This window comes from Legionellales bacterium (assembly GCA_026125385.1).
Classification (GTDB): Bacteria; Pseudomonadota; Gammaproteobacteria; order JAHCLG01; family JAHCLG01; genus JAHCLG01.
Genome location: JAHCLG010000031.1, coordinates 1 through 21,169 on the forward strand (window position 1 = coordinate 1; position 21,169 = coordinate 21,169).

The following is a 21,169-nucleotide window of genomic DNA, read 5'->3' on the forward strand; positions in this document are numbered from 1 at the left end:
AAATTAACCAAAGATAAATTACAACAACAAATGGCACAACAACTATCACAAGAACAAACAAAATTAAATACTCTGCGCAAAGCGCAAACGGATAATGTGGTTTCACAATACATGGGACTTATTCAAAGTGCGATTGAAAATAATTGGAATAAACCCGAATCGTCGTCACCCGATGCCAAAGCCAAATTATTAGTAAAACTAGCGCCGGGCGGTATGGTTGTTGCGGTGAGTATTGCAACCACCAGTGGTGATAGTGCGCTGGATCAATCGGCAATGAATGCAGTTTATAAAGCTTCCCCATTGCCAGTTCCCTCCGATCCCGATATATTTGACCAATATTTTCGACAGTTCACCATTACAACGTAAGGAAGAGTATGCGTAGATTATTGCAAGTAACCATAGCCAGTCTTGGTTTTTTATTTTTAAACCCCACTTATGCGCTGTTAAATATTGAATTAACACGTTGGGTTAATAACGCCATTCCCATTGCGGTCGTACCTTTTGCAGGACAGGGCCAAGATTTTTCGCAAGATAATAATATTGCCGGAGTCATTAGCTCTGATTTAAAAAATTCAGGGCAATTTCGCTTATTGCCGGTGAATAAAATGTCGCAATTTCCAAGTAATATTGCCGGAGTCGATTTCCCTTACTGGCGCAAATTTGGCATGGATGATTTAGTTATCGGGCAGGTACAAGGTTCTGGCGGCCAATATAGCGTACAAACTTCATTATTAAATTTATTTGCTAATCAAGCGCAAGACAAAAATCAATCCGTTTTATTGAATCAAACGTTCAATATTCCCGAAAACCAAATGCGCTCGCTTGCTCATCACATCAGCGATTTAATTTATCAACGTTTATTAGGCATTCGTGGAATTTTTTCCACTCGCTTAGCCTATGTCAATGTTGTGCGCTCACCAGGACAGCGCGCACGCTATTCATTAGAAATTTCCGATGCCGATGGTTATAACCCTAAAGTATTATTGCGTTCGTGGAAACCCATCATGTCGATTGATTGGTCGCCCGATGGTAAGAAACTCGCCTATGTATCCTTTGAAAATGGTAATTCGCAAATTTTTATGCAAGATATTACCAGCGGTTCACGCCAATTAATTACCAGCTTCAAAGGCATTAATAGTGCGCCGGCTTTTTCACCCGATGGTAGAACCTTAGCGGTGGTATTGTCTAAAAGTGGAAGCCCCAAAATTTATACGGTGAATTTAAGTAATGGCAGCATGCGTCAACTCACGCAAGGTTATTCTATTGATACGGAACCGAGCTGGTCGCCTGATGGTAGCTCAATTGTTTTTACCTCCGATCGCGGCGGTTCTCCGCAAATATATAAAATTAATTTAGCCTCAGGTGCAATTTCTCGAGTCACCTTCGATGGCAGTTTTAATGCGCGTGCAAGCTATACACCTGATGGAAAATCGATTGTAATGCTGCATCGAGATGCGCAAGGCAATTTCGATATTGCTTCTCAAGACTTAGCGACGGGAACTTTAAAGTTATTAACGGGATCGGGTATTGAAGAATCGCCCAGCATTGCCCCAAATGGGCAAATGATTCTTTATGCGAGTAACGTTGGCAGTAGAGTTCAACTCGCTATGGTTTCCGCGGATGGGCGAGTTAAATTAAATTTACCTTCCCGCGATGGAGATGTGCAATCTCCAGCTTGGTCTCCTTTTTTATCTTAACTTTTTTACCTAGGTAGGGGAAATATTATGAAAATGATTAAACATGTTTTAGCCACGTTGACGTTAAGTGCGGCAACTCTTTTAGTCGCATCTTGCGCAGTTCCAGGGGGCAGTGCAGGAGCTGGTGGTGCATTAGCAGGCGATGGTAGTGATAGTGCAATTGTAAATGGCGTTGGTCCTAATGCTGATTTTAGCGGCCAAGTGGGTTCATTTACAGTCGCAAGTTTGGTGAAACAATATAACACTATTTATTTCTCATATGACAGTAACGATATTAAACCTTGGGCATTAAAACCATTAAATGCCAATGCTGGCCACGATTCCAATCCACAACCCAGCGCTAAACAAGTGATCGACGGTTACGCTATTTTCTTAACCAAAAACCCTAGTGTTCATATTACGCTGGCTGGTAACACCGATAAACGCGGTAGTCGTGCTTATAACTTAGCGTTAGGTGAACGTCGTGCGAAAGCAGTTGAACAAGAGTTAGAAATGCAAGGGGTTTCTTCTAGCCAAATCACGGTGATTAGCTATGGTAAAGAAGAACCAGTAGCATTGGGTAACGATGAAGGCTCCTATAGCCAAAATCGTCGTGTCAACATGAAATTCGGGGCATAAGACGATGAAACGGTTTGTTCTACTGGCAGTATTCAGTTTAGCCATCGCCACCTGTATTAACGGGTTTGCCCAATTCAGCAATGATGATTCGTCCGCTAATAATTCGACGAATGCATCGGCTGGGGCGCCGGTTGTTTCTGGAGGCTCAACAGTAGAACCATCCGCATCAAACATCAATGGAAATGGAACCAATCAAAATACTGCGGTTGGTTCCAATCCTAGTACACCCTTAGTTCAAACCGATTCAACGGCTTCAAACAATCAAGATGCAACCGCCGATGACGTGCAAGGTTTGAGTTTGGATGAACGGGTGCAACGGCTTGAACAACAAATTCGTTTCATGAAACAAACGCAATCTCCGCAACAGTTTGCGCAGTTGCAGCAACAAGTACAAGATTTACGCGGTCAGTTGGACGTGCAAGCCCATCAATTGCAGGTATTGCAAAACCAACAACGTGACATCTATCAAGATTTAAGTAATCGTTTGGATAAACTGAAAACGGGCAAATCAACCAAAACCAGCGCTGCGCTTAAATCGGGAGCTGCAAGTGATTTGGCCGCCATCGGCAGCACGGAAAATCAATTAAAAGAACAAGATGTTTATGAAAATGCCTATTCTTATATTGGTAAACGCAACTATAAACAAGCCATCACGGCATTACAGGATTATTTAAAAGCCTATCCTCAAGGACGTTTCTTAGTGAATGCGCATTATTGGCTGGGCGAATTGTATTTAGTGAATGGCGATAATGCCAATGCCAAAACACAATTTAATCTTGTCGTCACCCAATTTCCGACGGCCACCAAAGCGGCTGATGCTTGGTTAAAACTCGGCTACATGGCTTACGACGAAGGTAAGTTGGCGCAAGCTCGCGAAAATTTTCGTAAAGTTGTAAAACGATTTCCAGATTCTCCAGCGGCGCATTTAGCAAACAAACGCTTACAAGATATTTCAACGGCGGCGAATGCCAATGCTTGAACCTTCACTCAGAATTACTGAGTTATTTTTATCGCTGCAGGGCGAAACCAAAACAGTCGGTGTGCCAACGGTATTTGTGCGCTTAACTGGCTGTCCGTTGCGATGCCAATATTGCGACAGCGCCTATGCGTTTCAAGGTGGAACCAAAATGGATCTGTCCACCATCATCCAACAAATAAAATCTTATACCACACGCTATGTGACGGTAACAGGCGGCGAGCCTTTAGCACAACCAGCTTGTTTAACCTTATTAACCCAATTGTGTGATGAACACTTTCAGGTATCACTGGAAACCAGTGGTGCACTTAGCATAGCTGATGTCGATCCACGGGTGCATGTCGTCTTAGATCTTAAAACGCCAGGATCAAACGAGGTTGATAAAAATTTATGGAGCAATCTCGATTATCTTAAATCTCACCATCAAATTAAATTTGTAATTTGTGATCGAACTGATTATGAATGGACAAAAAATATTTTGAGCGAACATCGTTTATGTGAACGTGCTGAAATTTTACTCTCACCCAGCTATCAACAATTATCCGCCACGGATTTAGCCAACTGGATCGTCGAAGATAGGCTACCCGTACGCCTGCAAATACAATTGCATAAATATTTGTGGGGTGATGTGCCGGGGAAGTAAGACTTTTAAATGCCAGTTTTTAATGTAATGCAGTTCATAAAATTTTTAGTCTGTCGATTTGAGATTTACACATAATTGGTGTAAACTGGAGTAGTATCGACTAATATTAAATGGATTATTGAATGACACTTTGTCAAGTTGAGTTAACTAAAAGCGCTCAAAAAGACTTAACGAAAGTACCGATGTCTATCAAAGAAAAGCTATTATTTTGGGTAGATGCCGTTGAGCGATTTGGCATTTCTTATACCAGGAAGATTAAAGGTTTTCACGATGAGCCACTCAAAGGAAATCGCAAAGGTCAGCGATCAATCAGACTCAACAAGGCATATCGTGCAATATACACTGTAGATGAACGCCAAATAGTCCATTTGATCACGGTTATGGAGGTAAACAAGCATGACTACTAACGCAAAAAAACACCTAGAAAAACTCTGTGGCAAACTCACGCTAGGTGGTGTTATTCGCTCAATACGCCTTTGCGATGAAATCAGTCAAACTGATTTCGCAAAACTACTAAACGTCTCCACGCAATATCTTTGCGATTTAGAGCATGGTCGCAAAAGTGTTAGCCCCAAGAAGGCGAATGATTTTGCGCTAAGGTTAGGCTACTCCCCAGAACAGTTTGTTGCATTGGCGATTCAAGATGCACTCGATCATGAAGGCATAAATATGCTTGTAGAGGTTAAAGCTGCTTGAGCTACTATTTTATCGTGGTTTAGACAATGGGGTCATTTAAATGCTTCCGTGCAATTAAGGACTGTGCTTCGTCCATGACCTGTTTATGAGATACAGCAGGCCGCGTGTCAGCCAGAGCTTCAAGTACTTTCTCACGAAACCAAGCATCATGTGCTTCTGGATCAGTTGTTAATGCTAATGGCAAGCCGCCTTCTTGAGTTATGCGAGTTAGCAAAATACGAACGGCGTCTGATACTGTCAAACCAAAACGTGCAAGATTTTTTGCTGCATTGGTCTTGAGTTCATTGTCTACGCGAACATGTAGCATTGAAGTATGAGGCATAATGACTTCTCCATGACTATTGATGTTTAAAGTCTATATCTCATTTGAGATACATTCAAGCGATAGACCTAATACTTTGTTGATTTTTGATAAAATAGTTCTATCGCGCAGTTAAAAAATTTTACCAAAACCCTTGCCATTTTGAATGAAATCAGTATCATTCACCTCTCTGATTGATTCAGTGGGTCGTTAGCTCAGTCGGTAGAGCAGTAGACTTTTAATCTATTGGTCGATGGTTCGAATCCATCACGACCCACCACTTTATTAATGCAAGTTATCCAAAATTTGCCCAATCTTGTTTAAGCTAACTTCATCAATAATAAACACTATTACCCCAGAATTTTATAACCATTTCTGTATAAAATATGATACGATGACGACGCATTGAAAAACCGTAAGGCGTGATACAATTCGCTACGCTGAAGTGTGGTTCGTTGATTTTTGGGCAGGGGCGCATAAAAAATCAAGGCGAATGCTAAGCAGAGTAGCATTGTTAGCATGCCCTAATCGTTTCGCATCAATTATCTACTGAATGGAGAATTCAATCGTGAGTGGCGTCGCTGTGATGAGTCAGAAAGAACTAACAATTGCGAAAGTGATTCAAACCTTAACCCAGCAGATGGGGAGCTCTCAAGCCAGTTTAATCAGTCAGTTTACGCAACAATTTTACGCGACTGTGGCTGAAGAAGACTTATGTTCTTTTTCAGAAAACGAACTTTACGGTTTAATGGTTTCTTTATGGAGTTTTTTAACGCAGCGCAATCCAGCCGAAATAAAAATTCGCATTTATAATCCTCGTCTTGAGCATGACGGTTGGCAATCCACCCACACCATTGTCGAAATATCCTCGAAAGACATGCCATTTTTAGTCGATTCTTCACTAATGGAAATCACCCGCCAAGGCTACAGTCCGCATTTTATCATGCATAGTGGTGGGATCCATTTTAAACGCGATGCTCATCACCAAATTCAAAAGGTATTACTGCGTAATGGCCATCACCATGAAGAATATGAAGCGGTTTTGCATTTTCAAATCGACAAAGAAACCGATGAAGCGGCCTTAAATCAATTAAAAGCAGGCTTAATGCACGCCCTCAATGATGTAAGAGAAGCAGTTGAAGATTGGCAGCTCATGAAAAAACGCATGAGCGAATGTGTCGAAGCTTTAAATCAATTGCACAGCAATCACGATCCCGAAGATATTACTGAAGCTAAAGATTTTTTAAATTGGTTGATCCGCGATCATTTTACCTTTATCGGTTGTCGCGATTATCAATTAGTGGGAGAGGGTGAAAATCAATCGTTAAATTTAGTTCCAGGCACTGGCCTCGGGGTATTGCGTAATGAAGAGCACAGCACACTTTCGCGCGTTCTCGCTAATATGCCTTCAGAAGCGCGTAAACAAATATTATCCAAACAAGTGCTAATGATTGCAAAAACCAATACCTTATCCACCGTTCATCGCCGTGCTTATACCGATTACATCGGCGTAAAATTATTCGATAAGCAGGGTAAATTTGTTGGTGAACGTCGCTTTATTGGTTTATATACGTCAACGGCTTATAATACCAGCCCAAAACACATTCCACTGTTGCGCGGTAAAGTGGCAAAAGTGATGATGATGTCAGGGCTATTACCTACCGGACACGCCGCCAAAGCGTTATTAAATATTTTAGAAACCTTACCACGCGATGATTTATTTCAAGCGAGCGTCGATGAATTATATGAATTAAGTCTGGGAATTTATCATCTCTACGAACGCAAAAGAGTTAAACTTTACGTGCGTAAAGATATTTATGATCGATTTTTTTCGTGTTTGGTGTATGTGCCACGCGACAGGTTTAGTACGTATTTGCGCGAAAATATTCAAAAAATTTTATTGCGCGCATTCCAAGGTTCTGAAGTATCGTTTACTACGCAATTTTCGGATTCCTTATTAGCGCGCATTCATTTTGTGGTGCGAGTGAATGCTGATGCGGCAATTCACTATGATATTAAATCCATCGAGCAAGAAATTATTGCCATCACTCGCACATGGAGTGATGATTTTAATGATTTATTGATTGAACGCTATGGCGAAGAGCGAGGCAATGAACTCATTACTCGCTATAAAAATGCATTTCCTTCCAGTTACCAAGAAACTTTTTCTCCGCAACAAGCAGTAGTGGATGTTACGCACATTGAATCCTTGGCTAAAAATTCATTAAGCATGAGTGTTTATCGTTCGCCGATAGAAGATAAACGCTTTCTTCATTTTAAATTATTTCAAGCCAACGAAACATTTGAACTCTCCAACGCGTTACCAATTTTTGAAAATATGGGATTACGTGTTTTATGGGAAAGACCCCATCGAATTGAATTTCAACAGGATAAAGAAGTGTGGATCAATGACTTTAATGTCACTCACGATCAAGGCGCTATCTTAGATGTCGATGCGGTTAAAGAATTATTTCAAGAATGTTTTGCCGCCGTGTGGACTGGAGACGCGGAAAATGATGGTTTTAATCGCTTAGTGTTAACGGCACGCGTTTCCTGGCGTGATGTGGTGATTTTACGCGCCTATGCTAAATATTTACGACAAATTGGTTTTACCTTTAGCCAAGCCTATATTGAACAAGCCTTGAGTGAACATGCCTTAATTGCAGGTGATTTAATTGGTTTATTTAAATTATTATTTGAACCTAGCACTATTGTTAATCGGGAAGAAACTGTAAAACGTTTACTGGCGAAAATAACCCTGGCCTTAGATGAAGTGGCAAGCCTCGATGAAGATCGCATTATTCGTCGCTATTTAGAAGTTATTCAGGCAACCTATCGAACCAATTTTTTTCAAACGGATGCCAATAATCAAGCGAAGTCTTATGTATCCTTTAAATTAAATTCTCGCGTGATTTCCGATATTCCACAACCTGCTCCTTGTTATGAAATTTTTGTTTACTCACCTCAATTTGAAGGCGTGCATTTACGCATGGCAAAAGTGGCGCGCGGTGGTATTCGCTGGTCAGATCGCCGAGAAGATTTTCGCACAGAAATTTTAGGTTTAATGAAAGCGCAACAAGTTAAAAATGCTGTAATCGTGCCACAAGGTGCAAAAGGTGGTTTTGTTCCTAAATTATTACCCGCGGATGCCACGCGCGAAGAATTAATGGAAATTGTCATTCATTGCTATCAAAATTTTATTCGCGGCTTACTCGATATTACCGATAATTTAATTAATCATGAGGTAGTAAAACCCCCTCAAGTTATTTGTTATGACGATGACGATCCCTATTTAGTCGTGGCTGCCGATAAAGGCACGGCCACATTTTCTGATATTGCCAATCAAATTGCGCAAGAATATCAATTTTGGTTGGGCGATGCGTTCGCTTCAGGTGGTGGGCAAGGTTATGATCATAAAAAAATGGGCATTACCGCACGCGGCGCATGGGAATCGGTCAAACGTAATTTTCGCGAATTAAATTTAGATGTCGCCACCACGGATTTTGACGTCGTGGGCATTGGTGATATGAGCGGCGATGTTTTTGGCAATGGTATGTTGCTTTCCCCCCACATTCGTTTAATTGGCGCGTTTAATCACATTCATATTTTTATCGATCCCAATCCCGATTCTGCTCAAAGTTTTCAGGAGCGTCAGCGTTTATTTCACTTACCGCGCTCTACCTGGGAAGATTATAATCCAAACCTCATTTCAACGGGTGGTGGGGTGTTTAAACGCAGTGCGAAATACATTAAAGTCACCGCAGCCATGAAAGAACGTTTGGATATTGTAAGCGATTATGTCACTCCGCAAGAATTAATTCGTTATCTCTTAAAAGCACGGGTAGATTTATTATGGAATGGTGGAATAGGCACTTATGTCAAAGCCAGCCATGAAATTCATGCCGATGTCGGGGACCGTGCCAATGACGCGATTCGCGTGAATGCCAATGAACTGCGTGCACGTGTGATTGCAGAAGGCGGCAATTTAGGTTTAACCCAAGCGTCGCGAGTTGAATACTCTTTAAATGGTGGCATTTGTTTTACTGATTTTATTGATAATTCAGCCGGAGTGGATTGCTCCGATCATGAAGTGAATATCAAAATTTTATTAAACACGGTTGTGGCTAACGGTGACTTAACCGAAAAACAACGTAATCAATTACTCGCGGAAATGGGTGATGAAGTTGCAAAATTAGTCTTGCGGGATAATTATGAACAAACCTTAGCGATCAGTCGTGCCGCTGAGCAAGCCGTTGCGAATTTAGATTTATATGCCGATTACATAAATGATTTAGAACAAAAATCATTAATTGATCGTAAGCTCGAATATTTACCCGATCATAAAGCGTTTATTGAACGTAAAAATGATGGTAAAGGTTTTACTCGTCCAGAAATTGCGGTGCTACTGGCCTATAGTAAAAATATTTTAAAACAACAACTCTTAGATACCGATCTTCCTGAAGATGATAACTTGCAAAATATGCTGGAAAAAGCCTTTCCAGATGTGCTACGCGAACGTTTTCTTGCGCCAATGCGTCAACACAGCTTGCGCCGCGAAATTATTGCGACACAATTAAGTAATACTATTTTAAATGAAATGGGCTTAACCTTTGTGGCGCGTTTACAAGATGAATCGGGCGCATCTCAAGCCGATATCGTGCGTGCTTATATGATGGCGCGACGTATTTTTAAATTAACCACATTTAATCATTTGATTATTGCGCTGGAAAATAATGTGAATGCTCAGGTGCAATCTAATTTATTGTTTACCGTGAATCGTCTTATTCGCCGAGTCACGCGCTGGATATTACGCAATCGTCCGCATCCGTTAAATATCGCTACGGGCGTAGAATATTTTTTACATGCCGTGGATGAATTACAACGTTTACTACCCACTCTCTTACAAGGAGTAGCCCAAGAATCGTTTAACCAACAGTTATCAGCATTACAAGAACAAGGTGTCCCCGATGCGATCGCAGAAAAAATTGTGATTTGCAATGAAATGTATTCGGCAATGGACATTATCGAGGGGGCAAAAACGCGTGGTTTTACCCTAGAAACCTTTGCCAAAGCGTATTATGCCGTCGGTGAATATTTGCATTTAGATTGGCTACGCACGCAAATTAGCAGTTTAAAAGTATCGAATCGTTGGGAGGCATTATCGCGCTCACATTATCGCGATGATATCGATTCTTTGCAACGCACATTAACCAGTGGCGTTTTACTTCATAGCGATAATACCATGGCGCTTAGTCAGCAAATTGAAGATTGGTATCATCAATATCAAGAAATGGTCGATCGTTGGCAGCAAATCATGACTAAAATGCGTCTAGGTAAAATTAACTATACCATGATGTATGTGGTAATTCGTGCATTTTTTGACATGGCGCTTGCGGCGGTTGAAAATTTACCCAACCGAGTCACTCATTAATTTTTGTGCATCGGAAGTAATAAAATAATCATTATTGTAAATAAATATTATTTTTTATTGGCTTAGGGCTTGCATTCAGCAAAAACTTAGGTATAAATAGCCATTCGGCTTAACCGAAAATTGCTTGGGACTAGAGGGGGATATCACCTATAAATTCTGACCAAGCAAATTTATTAACGGTAAGTCTAGTGTTAACACTTTATTTTAAAGAGGGTAAATCCAATGAGAAAATTAATTAGTAAAGTTGCTGTTGTTGCAGTGGCATCTATTGCCGTTGTTGGTTTTTCTGGTTGTGCGAATACTTCCGGTATGGGCGTAAGCAACACTTGCCAACAAGCTGCTCCAGCTCCTGTTTATACGAAAGCTGCTCCAATTTATACCAAAGGTGCAAGACATCACCGTTATGGTAAATAATTTTTTAAGGTCACTTAAAAAAAACAAAACCCGCTTTTTTGCGGGTTTTGTTTTTTATAGGTTCAGCGAAGTGCTTTATTTTATGTTATTAGACATTCGTACCGTCTTGTTAATTTAATTATCGTGAATCTCTGCCGGGGAAATGTAATTTTGGAATATCTCTAGGATTCAAAGTAGGTTCAGAGTATTGATCATTTATTCAGGTGGTGATCCTGGATCTCGCTTCGCTTCGTTCCAGGCTACCGCTTCGCTTCGATCCAGGCTACCTTTTAGAGCGAGATTACTGCTCTTCGAGTTCTTCTGTGGCTAAGTCGACGGCTTCGATTTTTGCAAATTGAGTGACAATTTTATTGGCGGAGGTGTGAATTTGATCGACATCTTCGTGGGCTTTGCGAATATGAACGGACAAATTATTCATGCGTGAGCGGAAGAGTTCAAAATTTTTCGCAAGTTTTCTTAAGTGCTCTTGAATAATATGAATTTGTTGGCGAGTGGCGTCGTCTTTAATCACGGCTCGCACAGTGGTTAAAATTGCCATCATCGTCGTCGGTGAAGCTAACCAAACTTTAGCGCGTTGCGCTTCTTCGACGATATCAGGAAAATGCGCATGTATTTCAGCAAAAATCGCTTCTGCGGGTAAAAACATGATGGCGCCATCGGCTGTTTCTGGCGGTAAAATATATTTGCTGGCAATATCTTGAATGTGTTTACGCAAATCTTGGCGAAAACGTTGCGCAAGTGCTTTGTGTTCTGTTTCATTCCGGCATTCCGTTAATTGTCGATAGGTATCTAACGGAAATTTAGCATCAATTGAAATATTTCCGGTGGGCGCGGGCAGAAACAACAAACAATCCACTCGCGTGTTATTGCTTAACGTATGTTGAAGAGCAAAATGATTCTCTGGCAACATATTGCGGATCAAGGCACTTAATTGCACTTCTCCAAATGCGCCGCGACTGCGTTTATCTGCTAACACTTCTTGCAAACTGACTACGTGAGTTGATAATTCGGTAATTCGTTGTTGCGCTTGGTCGATAATAATCAAACGTTTCATGATATCAGTAAAAGTAGCATTGGTTTTTTCAAAACCTTCACTTAAGCGTTTTTCGACGAGTCCCGAAATCATCTGTAGTTTTTCTTGTGTGGTTTGATTTAATGAATCGACTTGTTTACCCACAAATTGAGTATTATTTTCTAAGGTTTGTTGAATTTGCGCACGTAAATCCTGAATACCTTGCTGTAAGTGTTTTAAGACACTTTCCATATCATCACGATGTTGTTGATGAATTAATTGCTGTAATTGTTGTGAAGATTGATGCAACTGTTCACGCCATTGATGATGTTGTTGATGAATTTCTTGAGATAATTGATAGAATTTTTGTTCGAATTGATGATGTTCAAATTGCGTACTCAAACGCAATTGCTGATCGCGTAACTGTGTTACACTGCGTAATACGATTGCTAACAAGACAATACTAACACCGAGTAAAATAACCAGGGCAATTTCCATAAAAAGTCCTTATTGACAGTGGATAGGAGATACTAACAAAATAAGCGTCGAACGTAAAAAATAATGGGCGAGCGCTATATTCATGAGTATAATTAACTTCAAGATTAGGGCATGCTGACAACTACGCTAAAGCAACGAGCTACGTCTCAGCCTAACGAATTGTTAACACGCCCTCATAAAAGGCTAAGGTTAGGAGAAAATCGAATGCGCTGCTTACTCATAATATTAAGTTTACTTTTCGCAATCAATGGCTTTGCCGATGAATCTATCGCCCGCTCGGAACTAGTGTCTGCGGCGACTCCGCCAAATGTCTATCACGATGCGGCTAAAACGATTGTATTAACCAAAGAAAATAAGCAAATCATCATCGAACAAAAAGCCAACCCCACCACCGGCTATTCATGGTTTACCGTATCCTATCCCAGCAATTTATTATCATTAGATAAACAAGTTTTTATCGCACCTAAGACGTCTATGCCTGGAAAACCGGGTGTGACACGTTGGTATTTCACGGTTAATCCCACCATATTTAACGCGTCTTACGTAGGGGAAATTAAATTATTATATGCCAAACCTTGGGAAATAGGCCAAGCATTGGTAAAACAAAAACCGCTGATATTTTATGTTATCACACAAGCAACCACTGAATAATTGATTCAATATCGACTTTAAAGGAAAACAGCATGGCAATCTTTGATCCTAATCAAACCCCCGCATTGATGGAAAACCCTATGGGTTTAGACGGTTTCGAATTTATTGAATTTGCATCCACCGATAAAGAAAAAATGTTAAAACAATTTTCGAATATGGGATTTGCACCATTTTGGCAACATCAAAGCATGGATATTACCGTGCTGCGCCAGGGTGATATTAATTTTATTATTAATAATGCTGAAGGAAGTATGGCCGAACGCTTTCGTCACACGCATGGCCCTTCGATTTCGGCCATGGGTTTTCGGGTAAAAAATGCAGAATATGCTTTTAAGCGGGCATTAAAATTAGGTGCGCGTGAATATCGCGGCGAACGCGGTAAAACCTCAGTACAAGCTCCGGCAATTTATGGCATTGGCGAAAGTTTAATTTATTTTATCGATCGCTATCAATCCACGAATGAAATTTATCAAGATAATTTTAATCGCATCAGTTCAGAATCTTTTATTCAAGGTGTCGGTTTAACGTATTTAGATCATGTCACCCACAATGTTTTACGCGGCAATATGGATGAGTGGGCGGTGTTTTATCAACAGATTTTTAATTTCCGTCAAATTCGCTATTTTGATATTCGTGGTATTCAAACCGGATTAATTAGCCGCGCACTCACCAGTCCTTGTAATAAAATTCGTATTCCTTTAAATGAATCGACCGATAACGAATCGCAAATAGAAGAATATTTGCAATTGTATAATGGCGAAGGTATTCAACACATTGCCCTGGGCTCTGCGAATATTTATGACAGTGTGGAAACCATGCGCTTACGCGGATTGCGATTTTTAAAAGTGCCTGATACCTATTACGAACAAATTCCCGAGCGCATTCCGGGACACGGTGAAGATTTATCGCGCATGCAACGCAATAAAATTTTAATTGATGGTAATGCTCAAACCGAAGAAGGATTATTATTGCAAATTTTTACCGGTAATATGGTAGGCCCTGCATTTTTTGAAATTATCGAACGCAAAGGTAATCAGGGATTTGGTGAAGGTAATTTTCGTGCCTTATTCGTGGCGATGGAATTGGATCAAATTCGTCGCGGTGTCTTAAAAGCTAAAACTGATAAAGTGGATATTTAAATATGAAACTAGCAACCCGTAAAAATCACACACGCGATGGTGAATTAATGATCGTCAGTCGCGATTTACGCACGATGATAAGTGCTAAGTCAATTGCTCCGACACTACAATACGCACTAGAAAATTGGGAGCAGCTGCAGGATGCTTTACAAGAATTATCTCAACGCTTAAATCAAGGATCGCTTAACGATACTTTTCCTTATCATCCGCAAGAATTACATTCACCATTACCACGCGCCTATCAATGGGCAGATGGTAGCGCCTATGTGAATCACGTGGAATTAGTGCGTAAAGCGCGTGGCGCCGAATTACCAGAAGAATTTTGGACGGATCCTTTAATGTATCAAGGCTGCTCCGATGCTTTTATCGCACCCACCGATGATATTCTTGTGCAAGAGGAAGCGTGGGGAATAGATTTTGAAGCAGAAGTCGCCATTATCACCGATGATGTGCCGATGGGTGTGAGTGTCGAAATGGCTAGTCAACACATTAAATTAGTGATGCTCGTCAACGATGTTTCACTACGCAATTTAATTCCCGCCGAATTAAATAAAGGCTTTGGTTTTTTTCAAAGTAAACCTGCGTCGAGTTTTTCACCGGTTGCGGTAACCTTAGATGAATTAGGCTGTGCTTGGCAACAGGGAAAAGTGCATTTACCCTTAATCAGTCACTTGAATAGTCAACTCATTGGTAAACCTAATGCTGGCGTCGACATGACGTTTAATTTCCCACAATTAATTGCCCATGCCGCGAAATCGCGCTTTTTAAGCGCGGGCAGTATTATTGGTTCGGGTACAGTATCCAATATTGATCGCAGTTATGGTTCTTCGTGTTTGGCAGAAATTCGCATGCTCGAAAAAATTAATCAAGGCGAAATAAAAACTCCTTTCATGAGATTTGGGGATCGTATTCGTATTGAAATGCTGGATGAACAAGGGCATTCTATTTTTGGCGCTATCGATCAAGTCGTTAAACCCTATTTAAGATAAAGAGGCTCATAAATTTATAGGGTAGGGCATGTTGATAATTCTACTCTGCTGGCCGTATCGCGTTGATTCCTGAGGGCTGGTGCTCAAAAATCTCAAGCCTTAAGCGATCCCATAATGTTGCCATGGGATCGTTATGTTTAAGCATTAATAATATTCGCGACACTTTCCACACTTTCTGCAATTTCATTCGCAGTAATAATTCCGACAATTTCTTTTATTCCAGGTTGTTTAGGATGTGTGCTTAAAAATAATGTTTCAACCTGATGCAGGTTGCGTAAACGGAGTAGGTTGGCAATGCTGCTGGTTGAGGAAATAATTAAATAATTTTTATCGATCCATTCATCGACGCTAATGTGTTGCGATCGTGATAAAGCTTGATGGATGGCTTTAGGAATGGATCCCAAAATTTCTTCATTCTGCGTAATCACAATATGATGGTGCGGTTGGAATAAGGCAACGCAGGCACTACCCGTTAAATTTTGTAAGTCCTGGTAGTTAATAAATTGTAATTTTTTCGACATAATATCGACCACACATTGATCGGTACGCATGCTAGCTTGCAATCCTTCTGGCAAATAACCACCACGACGACGAATTTTTAAAGTATAAATACTGCGTGGTGAAAATATCGTGCGCACTGCTAGTGCAACCGCCACACAGACCATGATGGGTAACACGGCATTATAATCGTGAGTCATTTCTAAAATCATAATAATCGCCGTTAACACCGCACCGGTGCTGCCAGCTACCATGCCAGCCATGCCGGCAAGCGCAAAAATTTCAGGATGAATATGAGCATGAGGTAACGCGAGTTTTAAAATATTTCCCACTACACCACCCAGGGTTGCGCCAATATATAACGAAGGTGAAAATACGCCACCTGAAGCACCCGATCCTAGGGTTAAGCACGTTGCCAACAGTTTGGCGACGACTAATAACATTAAAAAATATGGATGCTGTAAAATACCGCGTAAAATATCTTGAATGGTTGAATAGCCCACGCCTTGTATATAATAATTTCCGGTATATTTCATGAATAAATATAATAAAATCCCTAATAAAAACATGCCGAGCATATGACGAAAATACGCATTCATCGGTAATTCATCGAATAAATCTTCAAACCAATAAATGGATTTAATAAAAATTGCGGCGAAAATTCCCACTAACACCCCAAATGGCGCATATAATAACAAATCGCTGGCACTGATGGCTTTAGGAATAAAGACTTCTAAATCGTGAACATTAAAAGCGGGTAGAGCACCAAAATACATCTGGCCAATATAACAGGCGGTGATGGTGGCAATGGCGACTAGAGTGATGCTTGAAACATTAATCGAGACTAACATTAATTCGACGGCAAAAGTCAGTCCGCCGATAGGGGTATTAAACGTTGCTGCAATGCCCGCACCTGCGCCACAAGCAATTAAAATAATTCGTTGACGGGCGGGCATGCGAATAATTCTGCCCATAGTAGAACCCATGGCCGCACCAATTTGTACAATAGGTCCTTCGCGTCCGACAGAGCCACCGGTACCGATGGAAATTGCTGAGGCGAGCGATTTTACAATTGCCACAATTGGTCGAATGATACCTTGTTTATTGTAAATGGCATCCATGACTTCCGGCACGCCATGCCCCCGCGCTTCAGGCGCAAAATTTTTTACAAGCCAAGTCACGGCAATCGAGCCAATGACGGGAACGAAAATAATCCACCATTCTAAATGAGGTGCTACGGCATGAATATTCGCGTCGTAGTTAATATCGATTTTTCCATAGAGCATAAAATTGTGAATGAGGCCAATGAGCGCGCGAAAAATAATCGCACCAATACCACCCACAATCCCAACCACAATCGCTGCAAAGGTCATGCCTAAGGGTCCGATGGCTTCTATTTTTTCGAGCTGAGTGGTTGAGCGTTCCATAAGCGGCAAATTCCTGAGTAGTACTGATTGAATCTGCGAATTTTACCTGATGTGAGAGAAAATTCTAGAGAAAATAACGATATTTAATATATTTTTATAAGGTGTCTTTAAATATGAAGATTATTGTGTTTAAATACGCGCGCTGTTTGACAATAACAGTAATAAAAAATATAACAAAACTTGGAAGATAACATCTTATGATACCAGAAAAATTACAACAATTAATAGAAGCCATAGCCCAACCTGACGTATTATTCAAAGAAATTGTCAAACCAAATCGGCTCCCAACGCCAGTTATTGTTGAAAATATGAGTGATCTTCAAGCTTGCTTAAACGAACCGGAGTTTTTAACGCAATCATTAATCTATGCCTGGGTTAAACATACTCAACAAGTTGATGATGAAGGGTTAAGAATTCATCCGACAATCATAATTTGTGGACGTGAGGCAATTGATCTATTTAGCGATGAGAATGAATGCCAGGTTACTTTTGATATCGCTAAACTGAAAAATAATGGAAAAGTTTATTTGGCGTGTGCATTTTCGTTTGGGGCAGATTTTGTTGATCAAAAAGCACTTTTGTATTTGAATAAACTATTTATTCATTCCGATTTTAGTGGTCATGGCACACCTAATCGATTTTTAATGAATTTATTGCGAAATATACAAAGTTTTAACGAGACTAATCAGATCAGCAAAGAAAGTTTTAATATTGAAAATAATGCAACTTCGCTGATGGAGTATCGCTTTTTTCCTGCTAATTCTGTTGAGCTTATTTTTGATAGTGTAGGTAAAAAATATCATAGGTTCATGAAGGCTTCCTATGAGAAAATTGAAGAATATCATCAGAGTCAAACTTTAGATGAGTTAGATGATAATAGCGCAACTACGGATCATATGAAGGCTATTAAAAAAATATTGGTGGAAAATGATTTAGCAAACGAGCTTGAGTCCAGGGTGATTGTAAAAGATCTTAAAAATATTCAAGCTAATCACGCGTTACTTTATCTGTTAAATAATACGTTCAAATTAAGCATACCCATTTTATCGTATGTTGCAAGTCAAAATAGGGTAGGTATTGCTTATTGTTTTATAAAAAATAGTCTAATTCTTTTGGGAAAGAATGGGATCAGATTTAACCCCCGCTTTGTGCCAAAGCCAGTGAAATATACTTTTACACGCTGCGATCAATCTCTCACTGAAGTGATTGCGTTTGACGCCATTATTGGACAGTTAGCGTCTAATTCTAACAAGCTCTTGACGAAAGAAAATGCAATTTTCTTTTTAAAGACTCGACAAAAAAAATCTTTAAGCAAAATTTTTGCAATCTTTGAAGATCTTGAAATCAATCTTACCCAAAAGATAGTTGATAATATTAAAGCTCATGAAAATCACGCAGACGCTTTTTATCAACATTTGAATGTTCAGCACCCCCATGACGTAACTCAAGAAGCTGAGATAAAAGTACTGTTAGAACGATTTTGGAGTTTTACACCCACGACTGATCATACGATGAGATTAAACTAAATTTAGGCTGCTCTAGAGGTAAAATGAACTACTTTTTTGATGCCGGATTTTCTTAACATGTCGTTGATATATATTTCCACAAAGGCTTCATAGGGGTAACCTAAAGCACCAGCAATTTTGATAGCCATTTCTAAGCTAATAGTCGCTTTGTCTTTTTCAATGGCATTAATAAATTGACGAGACACATCCATGCGTTTAGCGAGTTCAGTTTGGGAAATTTCATCACATGTTCTAATATCTCGAATAAATTGACCAAATGAGGAGTGAATAACATCTTTAAGCACCTCACGCGCAAGTAGGATTTTCTTAGTAGTCATGTGGTATTACCTCTTCAATCAGTATAAATTCAACTTTTTCATTGATAATTCGATAAATTGCTCACCATTGTTTATTAAGTCGTATATACTCTTCACACTTGAATTTTAGGCTTTGTTGTCGAGCTAAAGCTGCTCAGTCATGTATTCAGTATACACTCCTTCGCATCTTTAACTCGACGCCTCGCCTAAAATCCAATTGTTTTGAGTATAGAACGCTGGCCTTGTCTATCACCTTTTAAGGTTCATCATGATAACCTAATATTTTTCTTATTTCGTGAAGTCCTTTTTCTGCAACCGCTGCAACCCAAGTAAAAAGTTTTTTCTTAATTGGAAGCGGAACTCGATGAAAATCCTTTTTTATATTAACAGCAAACTTTACAACATTAATCACTCTGGCCTCCTAATTTTCCTATTAGAATAGGAAACCATAATTGTCAATAATAGTTATTGACAAACTGTGGGTTAATTATATGAAATTAACCTAGCGGTAGATATCGGTATTGATAGGGTTAAATTATCAATTAGCATTAGTCAGAAGGATATTTTTTGCGTTTAAATAATAAACCTTTTTCTTCTATGGCGTTTTCATTGCTAGTAGCGTTTGCTGAGTCATTCATGTCGAGATCTGCCGATTCAGGGGCTTTCGCTTGTTGAGGCAGAGTTTTAGCATAAACACTGCCATCATCATTGCTATAGGTTCCTTCGCGATTCCAGGGAAGATTACGATACAGCGCTCCGCTGAGTGACATATCAAAAATCGGATATTTAATAATTTCAAAAAAAGGTGAATAATCGAAATCTTTGGGAGTAAATAATCGCGGATTGCGTGGAATGAGTTCAATACCAGTTTCGGCGTGTTCTTTAATCAAGGGTAATATGGGGAATTTTACCGAATCAAAGGCTTCGGCTAATGATGTCGAACAAATTTGGCGAAGGGGTGCATTGGGATTATGAGTGAATAAGCTCGAGCGCCAACGTCTTGGGATCACGCTCCAAGGAAATAAAAATCGCGCGAGATCGACAATTTGGCGGACATCATAATCCATCCCCAAGCGGCCAATGGCATGACCAATGACTTGTTGGCCATCGTGGTGAGAAATACCTTTGGGACGACAAATACGAATATGATCGCGATGATAGCGACTGAGTGGTGACACTAAGGTACCTTTGCCTAAGACGCTTTCAATGATTAACTGCTCATTATCTTCATGCGGATAAAATTCTTTGATGCGATCGCGCAATATGGGATTTTCAATATCGTGCAAGCGGCCAATATAAAGGGCAGCATGCGACCACGGACTTTGAGTGATGAGTTTGATCACTTCGCTCACGCGTGAACGTCCTTCAAAAAGCAGGACATCGCAGGGGCGAATTTCATGGCGTAGGCGATCAAAATCACTCAAGGGAAATCGGCTTGGCGGTTCATCTTTCATGAGCCAAGCAATCAGCTTTTTCACGATCTTATCGAAGAGTTTAATACGCATATCCTTAAAAGAGTTAGTTCTCCGTTACCTTAATTTATAACCTAATATGCCCAATAATGCTATGATTTTGTGCGTAGTGCGTAGCCTGGAACGGAGCGTGAGGTAGCCTGGAACGAAGCGCAGCGTAGATCCAGGATCGGTGAAATTTTAAAACTCCGATCCTGGATCTACGCTGCGCTCCGTTCCAGGCTACACTTTCATCAAAAAAGAAACGATAAAAATATGATTCATGGTATTACGGGTATTACCTAAACTCAATAAATTCATATAGGAAAAGCGCATTTTAGTGATTTTACTGATCCGATGCTGTATACCAAGGATCGCGCGATTTTCGGATAACGTTCTATTGGCGACCCACGATGGATGATTGAGATTAAAAAATAATTCATCACTGCCGATAAACTCTAACCTGTTTTTACTCAACGGCAGCGTGACTTGCAAACGTGTACGCAAACGTTGCGCCATGTTATTTCCCGTATCTAAAAATCGTTGCTCCGAGCGCAAGCGCAGGGTTAAATATTTAAAGAAAAATTTTGAACGTAATTCTTCTAAAATATTATGGCTATAAAAAAATTCGTTATTCGCATTAATACTAGGCTCGGAAGTATAGCCTAACCAAATCGATACATTGGGTTTTATTTTATAGCCAATCATGGGTCTTAATACTGCACGTCTAAAGGGCGCAGAGTTGAAAAGTGTGCGCGCCTCCATTTGCAGTGAATATTCCCAGTTATCGACATTATGATTAATATCCACATTCCACCAAGCACCGTATACTTGCTTGGTGGAATTGGCAAATAAAACCAGAGGTAACATCAATACTAAAAATAAAAAAAACTGCTTCTTCATGAG

The 21,169-nt window shown here is 40.1% G+C and carries 20 protein-coding genes and 1 tRNA gene; 14 read left to right on the forward strand and 7 right to left on the reverse strand.

Going from position 1 to position 21,169, the window contains the following annotated elements:
- The 7 genes from tolA to KIT27_10405 all read left to right on the forward strand — a co-directional run.
- On the forward strand, positions 1-366 hold a 366-nt coding region (gene tolA / locus KIT27_10375), incomplete at its 5' end, for a cell envelope integrity protein TolA (GenBank protein ID MCW5590048.1).
- Between the two features lie 8 nt (positions 367-374).
- On the forward strand, positions 375-1,697 hold the full coding sequence (gene tolB, locus KIT27_10380; GenBank protein MCW5590049.1) for a Tol-Pal system beta propeller repeat protein TolB: 1,323 nt from the start codon (positions 375-377) through the stop codon (positions 1,695-1,697).
- Positions 1,698-1,724: 27 nt separating this feature from the next.
- Positions 1,725-2,315: an OmpA family protein gene (locus KIT27_10385; protein MCW5590050.1), complete on the forward strand. Its 591-nt coding sequence runs from the start codon at positions 1,725-1,727 to the stop codon at positions 2,313-2,315.
- A 4-nt stretch (positions 2,316-2,319) separates the two neighbouring features.
- Positions 2,320-3,294 (forward strand): tol-pal system protein YbgF, encoded by a 975-nt coding sequence (gene ybgF, locus KIT27_10390; GenBank protein MCW5590051.1) that lies wholly within the window; start codon positions 2,320-2,322, stop codon positions 3,292-3,294.
- A complete protein-coding gene (gene queE / locus KIT27_10395; protein ID MCW5590052.1) occupies positions 3,287-3,934 on the forward strand; it encodes a 7-carboxy-7-deazaguanine synthase QueE in 648 nt (215 codons plus the stop codon). The genes ybgF and queE overlap by 8 nt, the downstream gene beginning before the upstream one ends.
- Positions 3,935-4,056: 122 nt before the next feature.
- Complete coding sequence (locus tag KIT27_10400; GenBank protein MCW5590053.1) at positions 4,057-4,341, forward strand: type II toxin-antitoxin system mRNA interferase toxin, RelE/StbE family; 285 nt, start codon at positions 4,057-4,059, stop codon at positions 4,339-4,341.
- The gene (locus tag KIT27_10405) at positions 4,331-4,630 is read left to right on the forward strand and encodes a helix-turn-helix transcriptional regulator (protein MCW5590054.1); all 300 of its coding nucleotides are present in this window, start codon (positions 4,331-4,333) and stop codon (positions 4,628-4,630) included. The genes KIT27_10400 and KIT27_10405 overlap by 11 nt, the downstream gene beginning before the upstream one ends.
- Before the next feature lie 19 nt (positions 4,631-4,649).
- Here the strand turns inward: KIT27_10405 and KIT27_10410 are convergent, their stop codons facing one another.
- Positions 4,650-4,952 carry a type II toxin-antitoxin system RelB/DinJ family antitoxin gene (locus tag KIT27_10410; protein ID MCW5590055.1) on the reverse strand — a complete coding sequence of 101 codons (303 nt, stop codon included), beginning with the start codon at positions 4,950-4,952 and terminating at the stop codon, positions 4,650-4,652.
- Positions 4,953-5,135: 183 nt separating this feature from the next.
- On the opposite strand from KIT27_10410, the gene KIT27_10415 reads away from it, so the two are divergent.
- From KIT27_10415 to KIT27_10425, 3 genes are all read left to right on the forward strand, one after another.
- Positions 5,136-5,211: transfer RNA gene (locus tag KIT27_10415), tRNA-Lys, on the forward strand.
- A gap of 285 nt (positions 5,212-5,496) precedes the next feature.
- Positions 5,497-10,362, forward strand: coding sequence for an NAD-glutamate dehydrogenase (locus tag KIT27_10420; GenBank protein ID MCW5590056.1), 4,866 nt, complete (start codon positions 5,497-5,499; stop codon positions 10,360-10,362).
- A 222-nt stretch (positions 10,363-10,584) separates the two neighbouring features.
- Positions 10,585-10,776: a hypothetical protein gene (locus KIT27_10425; protein MCW5590057.1), complete on the forward strand. Its 192-nt coding sequence runs from the start codon at positions 10,585-10,587 to the stop codon at positions 10,774-10,776.
- Positions 10,777-11,056: 280 nt separating this feature from the next.
- Here KIT27_10425 and KIT27_10430 read toward each other — a convergent pair whose 3' ends face one another.
- Complete coding sequence (locus KIT27_10430) at positions 11,057-12,286, reverse strand: DNA recombination protein RmuC (GenBank protein ID MCW5590058.1); 1,230 nt, start codon at positions 12,284-12,286, stop codon at positions 11,057-11,059.
- Between the two features lie 204 nt (positions 12,287-12,490).
- Between KIT27_10430 and KIT27_10435 the strand changes: the two genes are divergently transcribed.
- The 3 genes from KIT27_10435 (at position 12,491) to KIT27_10445 (ending at position 15,065) form a co-directional block, all read left to right on the forward strand.
- Entirely contained in the window at positions 12,491-12,937 is a 447-nt protein-coding gene (locus KIT27_10435) for a protease inhibitor I42 family protein (GenBank protein MCW5590059.1), read from the forward strand.
- A 68-nt stretch (positions 12,938-13,005) separates the two neighbouring features.
- On the forward strand, positions 13,006-14,076 hold the full coding sequence (gene hppD, locus KIT27_10440) for a 4-hydroxyphenylpyruvate dioxygenase (GenBank protein ID MCW5590060.1): 1,071 nt from the start codon (positions 13,006-13,008) through the stop codon (positions 14,074-14,076).
- 2 nt (positions 14,077-14,078) lie between these two features.
- Entirely contained in the window at positions 14,079-15,065 is a 987-nt protein-coding gene (locus tag KIT27_10445; GenBank protein MCW5590061.1) for a fumarylacetoacetate hydrolase family protein, read from the forward strand.
- 137 nt (positions 15,066-15,202) lie between these two features.
- Here the strand turns inward: KIT27_10445 and KIT27_10450 are convergent, their stop codons facing one another.
- Positions 15,203-16,990: a chloride channel protein gene (locus tag KIT27_10450; protein ID MCW5590062.1), complete on the reverse strand. Its 1,788-nt coding sequence runs from the start codon at positions 16,988-16,990 to the stop codon at positions 15,203-15,205.
- 197 nt (positions 16,991-17,187) lie between these two features.
- Here KIT27_10450 and KIT27_10455 point away from each other — a divergent pair, with 197 nt between their 5' ends.
- Positions 17,188-18,516, forward strand: coding sequence for a hypothetical protein (locus tag KIT27_10455; GenBank protein ID MCW5590063.1), 1,329 nt, complete (start codon positions 17,188-17,190; stop codon positions 18,514-18,516).
- 2 nt (positions 18,517-18,518) lie between these two features.
- Here KIT27_10455 and KIT27_10460 read toward each other — a convergent pair whose 3' ends face one another.
- The 4 genes from KIT27_10460 to KIT27_10475 all read right to left on the reverse strand — a co-directional run bounded on the left by KIT27_10460 (position 18,519) and on the right by KIT27_10475 (position 21,166).
- On the reverse strand, positions 18,519-18,833 hold the full coding sequence (locus KIT27_10460; protein MCW5590064.1) for a helix-turn-helix transcriptional regulator: 315 nt from the start codon (positions 18,831-18,833) through the stop codon (positions 18,519-18,521).
- 235 nt (positions 18,834-19,068) lie between these two features.
- The gene (locus tag KIT27_10465; protein ID MCW5590065.1) at positions 19,069-19,224 is read right to left on the reverse strand and encodes a hypothetical protein; all 156 of its coding nucleotides are present in this window, start codon (positions 19,222-19,224) and stop codon (positions 19,069-19,071) included.
- Between the two features lie 136 nt (positions 19,225-19,360).
- The gene (locus KIT27_10470; protein ID MCW5590066.1) at positions 19,361-20,317 is read right to left on the reverse strand and encodes a hypothetical protein; all 957 of its coding nucleotides are present in this window, start codon (positions 20,315-20,317) and stop codon (positions 19,361-19,363) included.
- 189 nt (positions 20,318-20,506) lie between these two features.
- The gene (locus KIT27_10475; protein MCW5590067.1) at positions 20,507-21,166 is read right to left on the reverse strand and encodes a DUF2490 domain-containing protein; all 660 of its coding nucleotides are present in this window, start codon (positions 21,164-21,166) and stop codon (positions 20,507-20,509) included.
- Positions 21,167-21,169 lie beyond the last annotated feature (3 nt).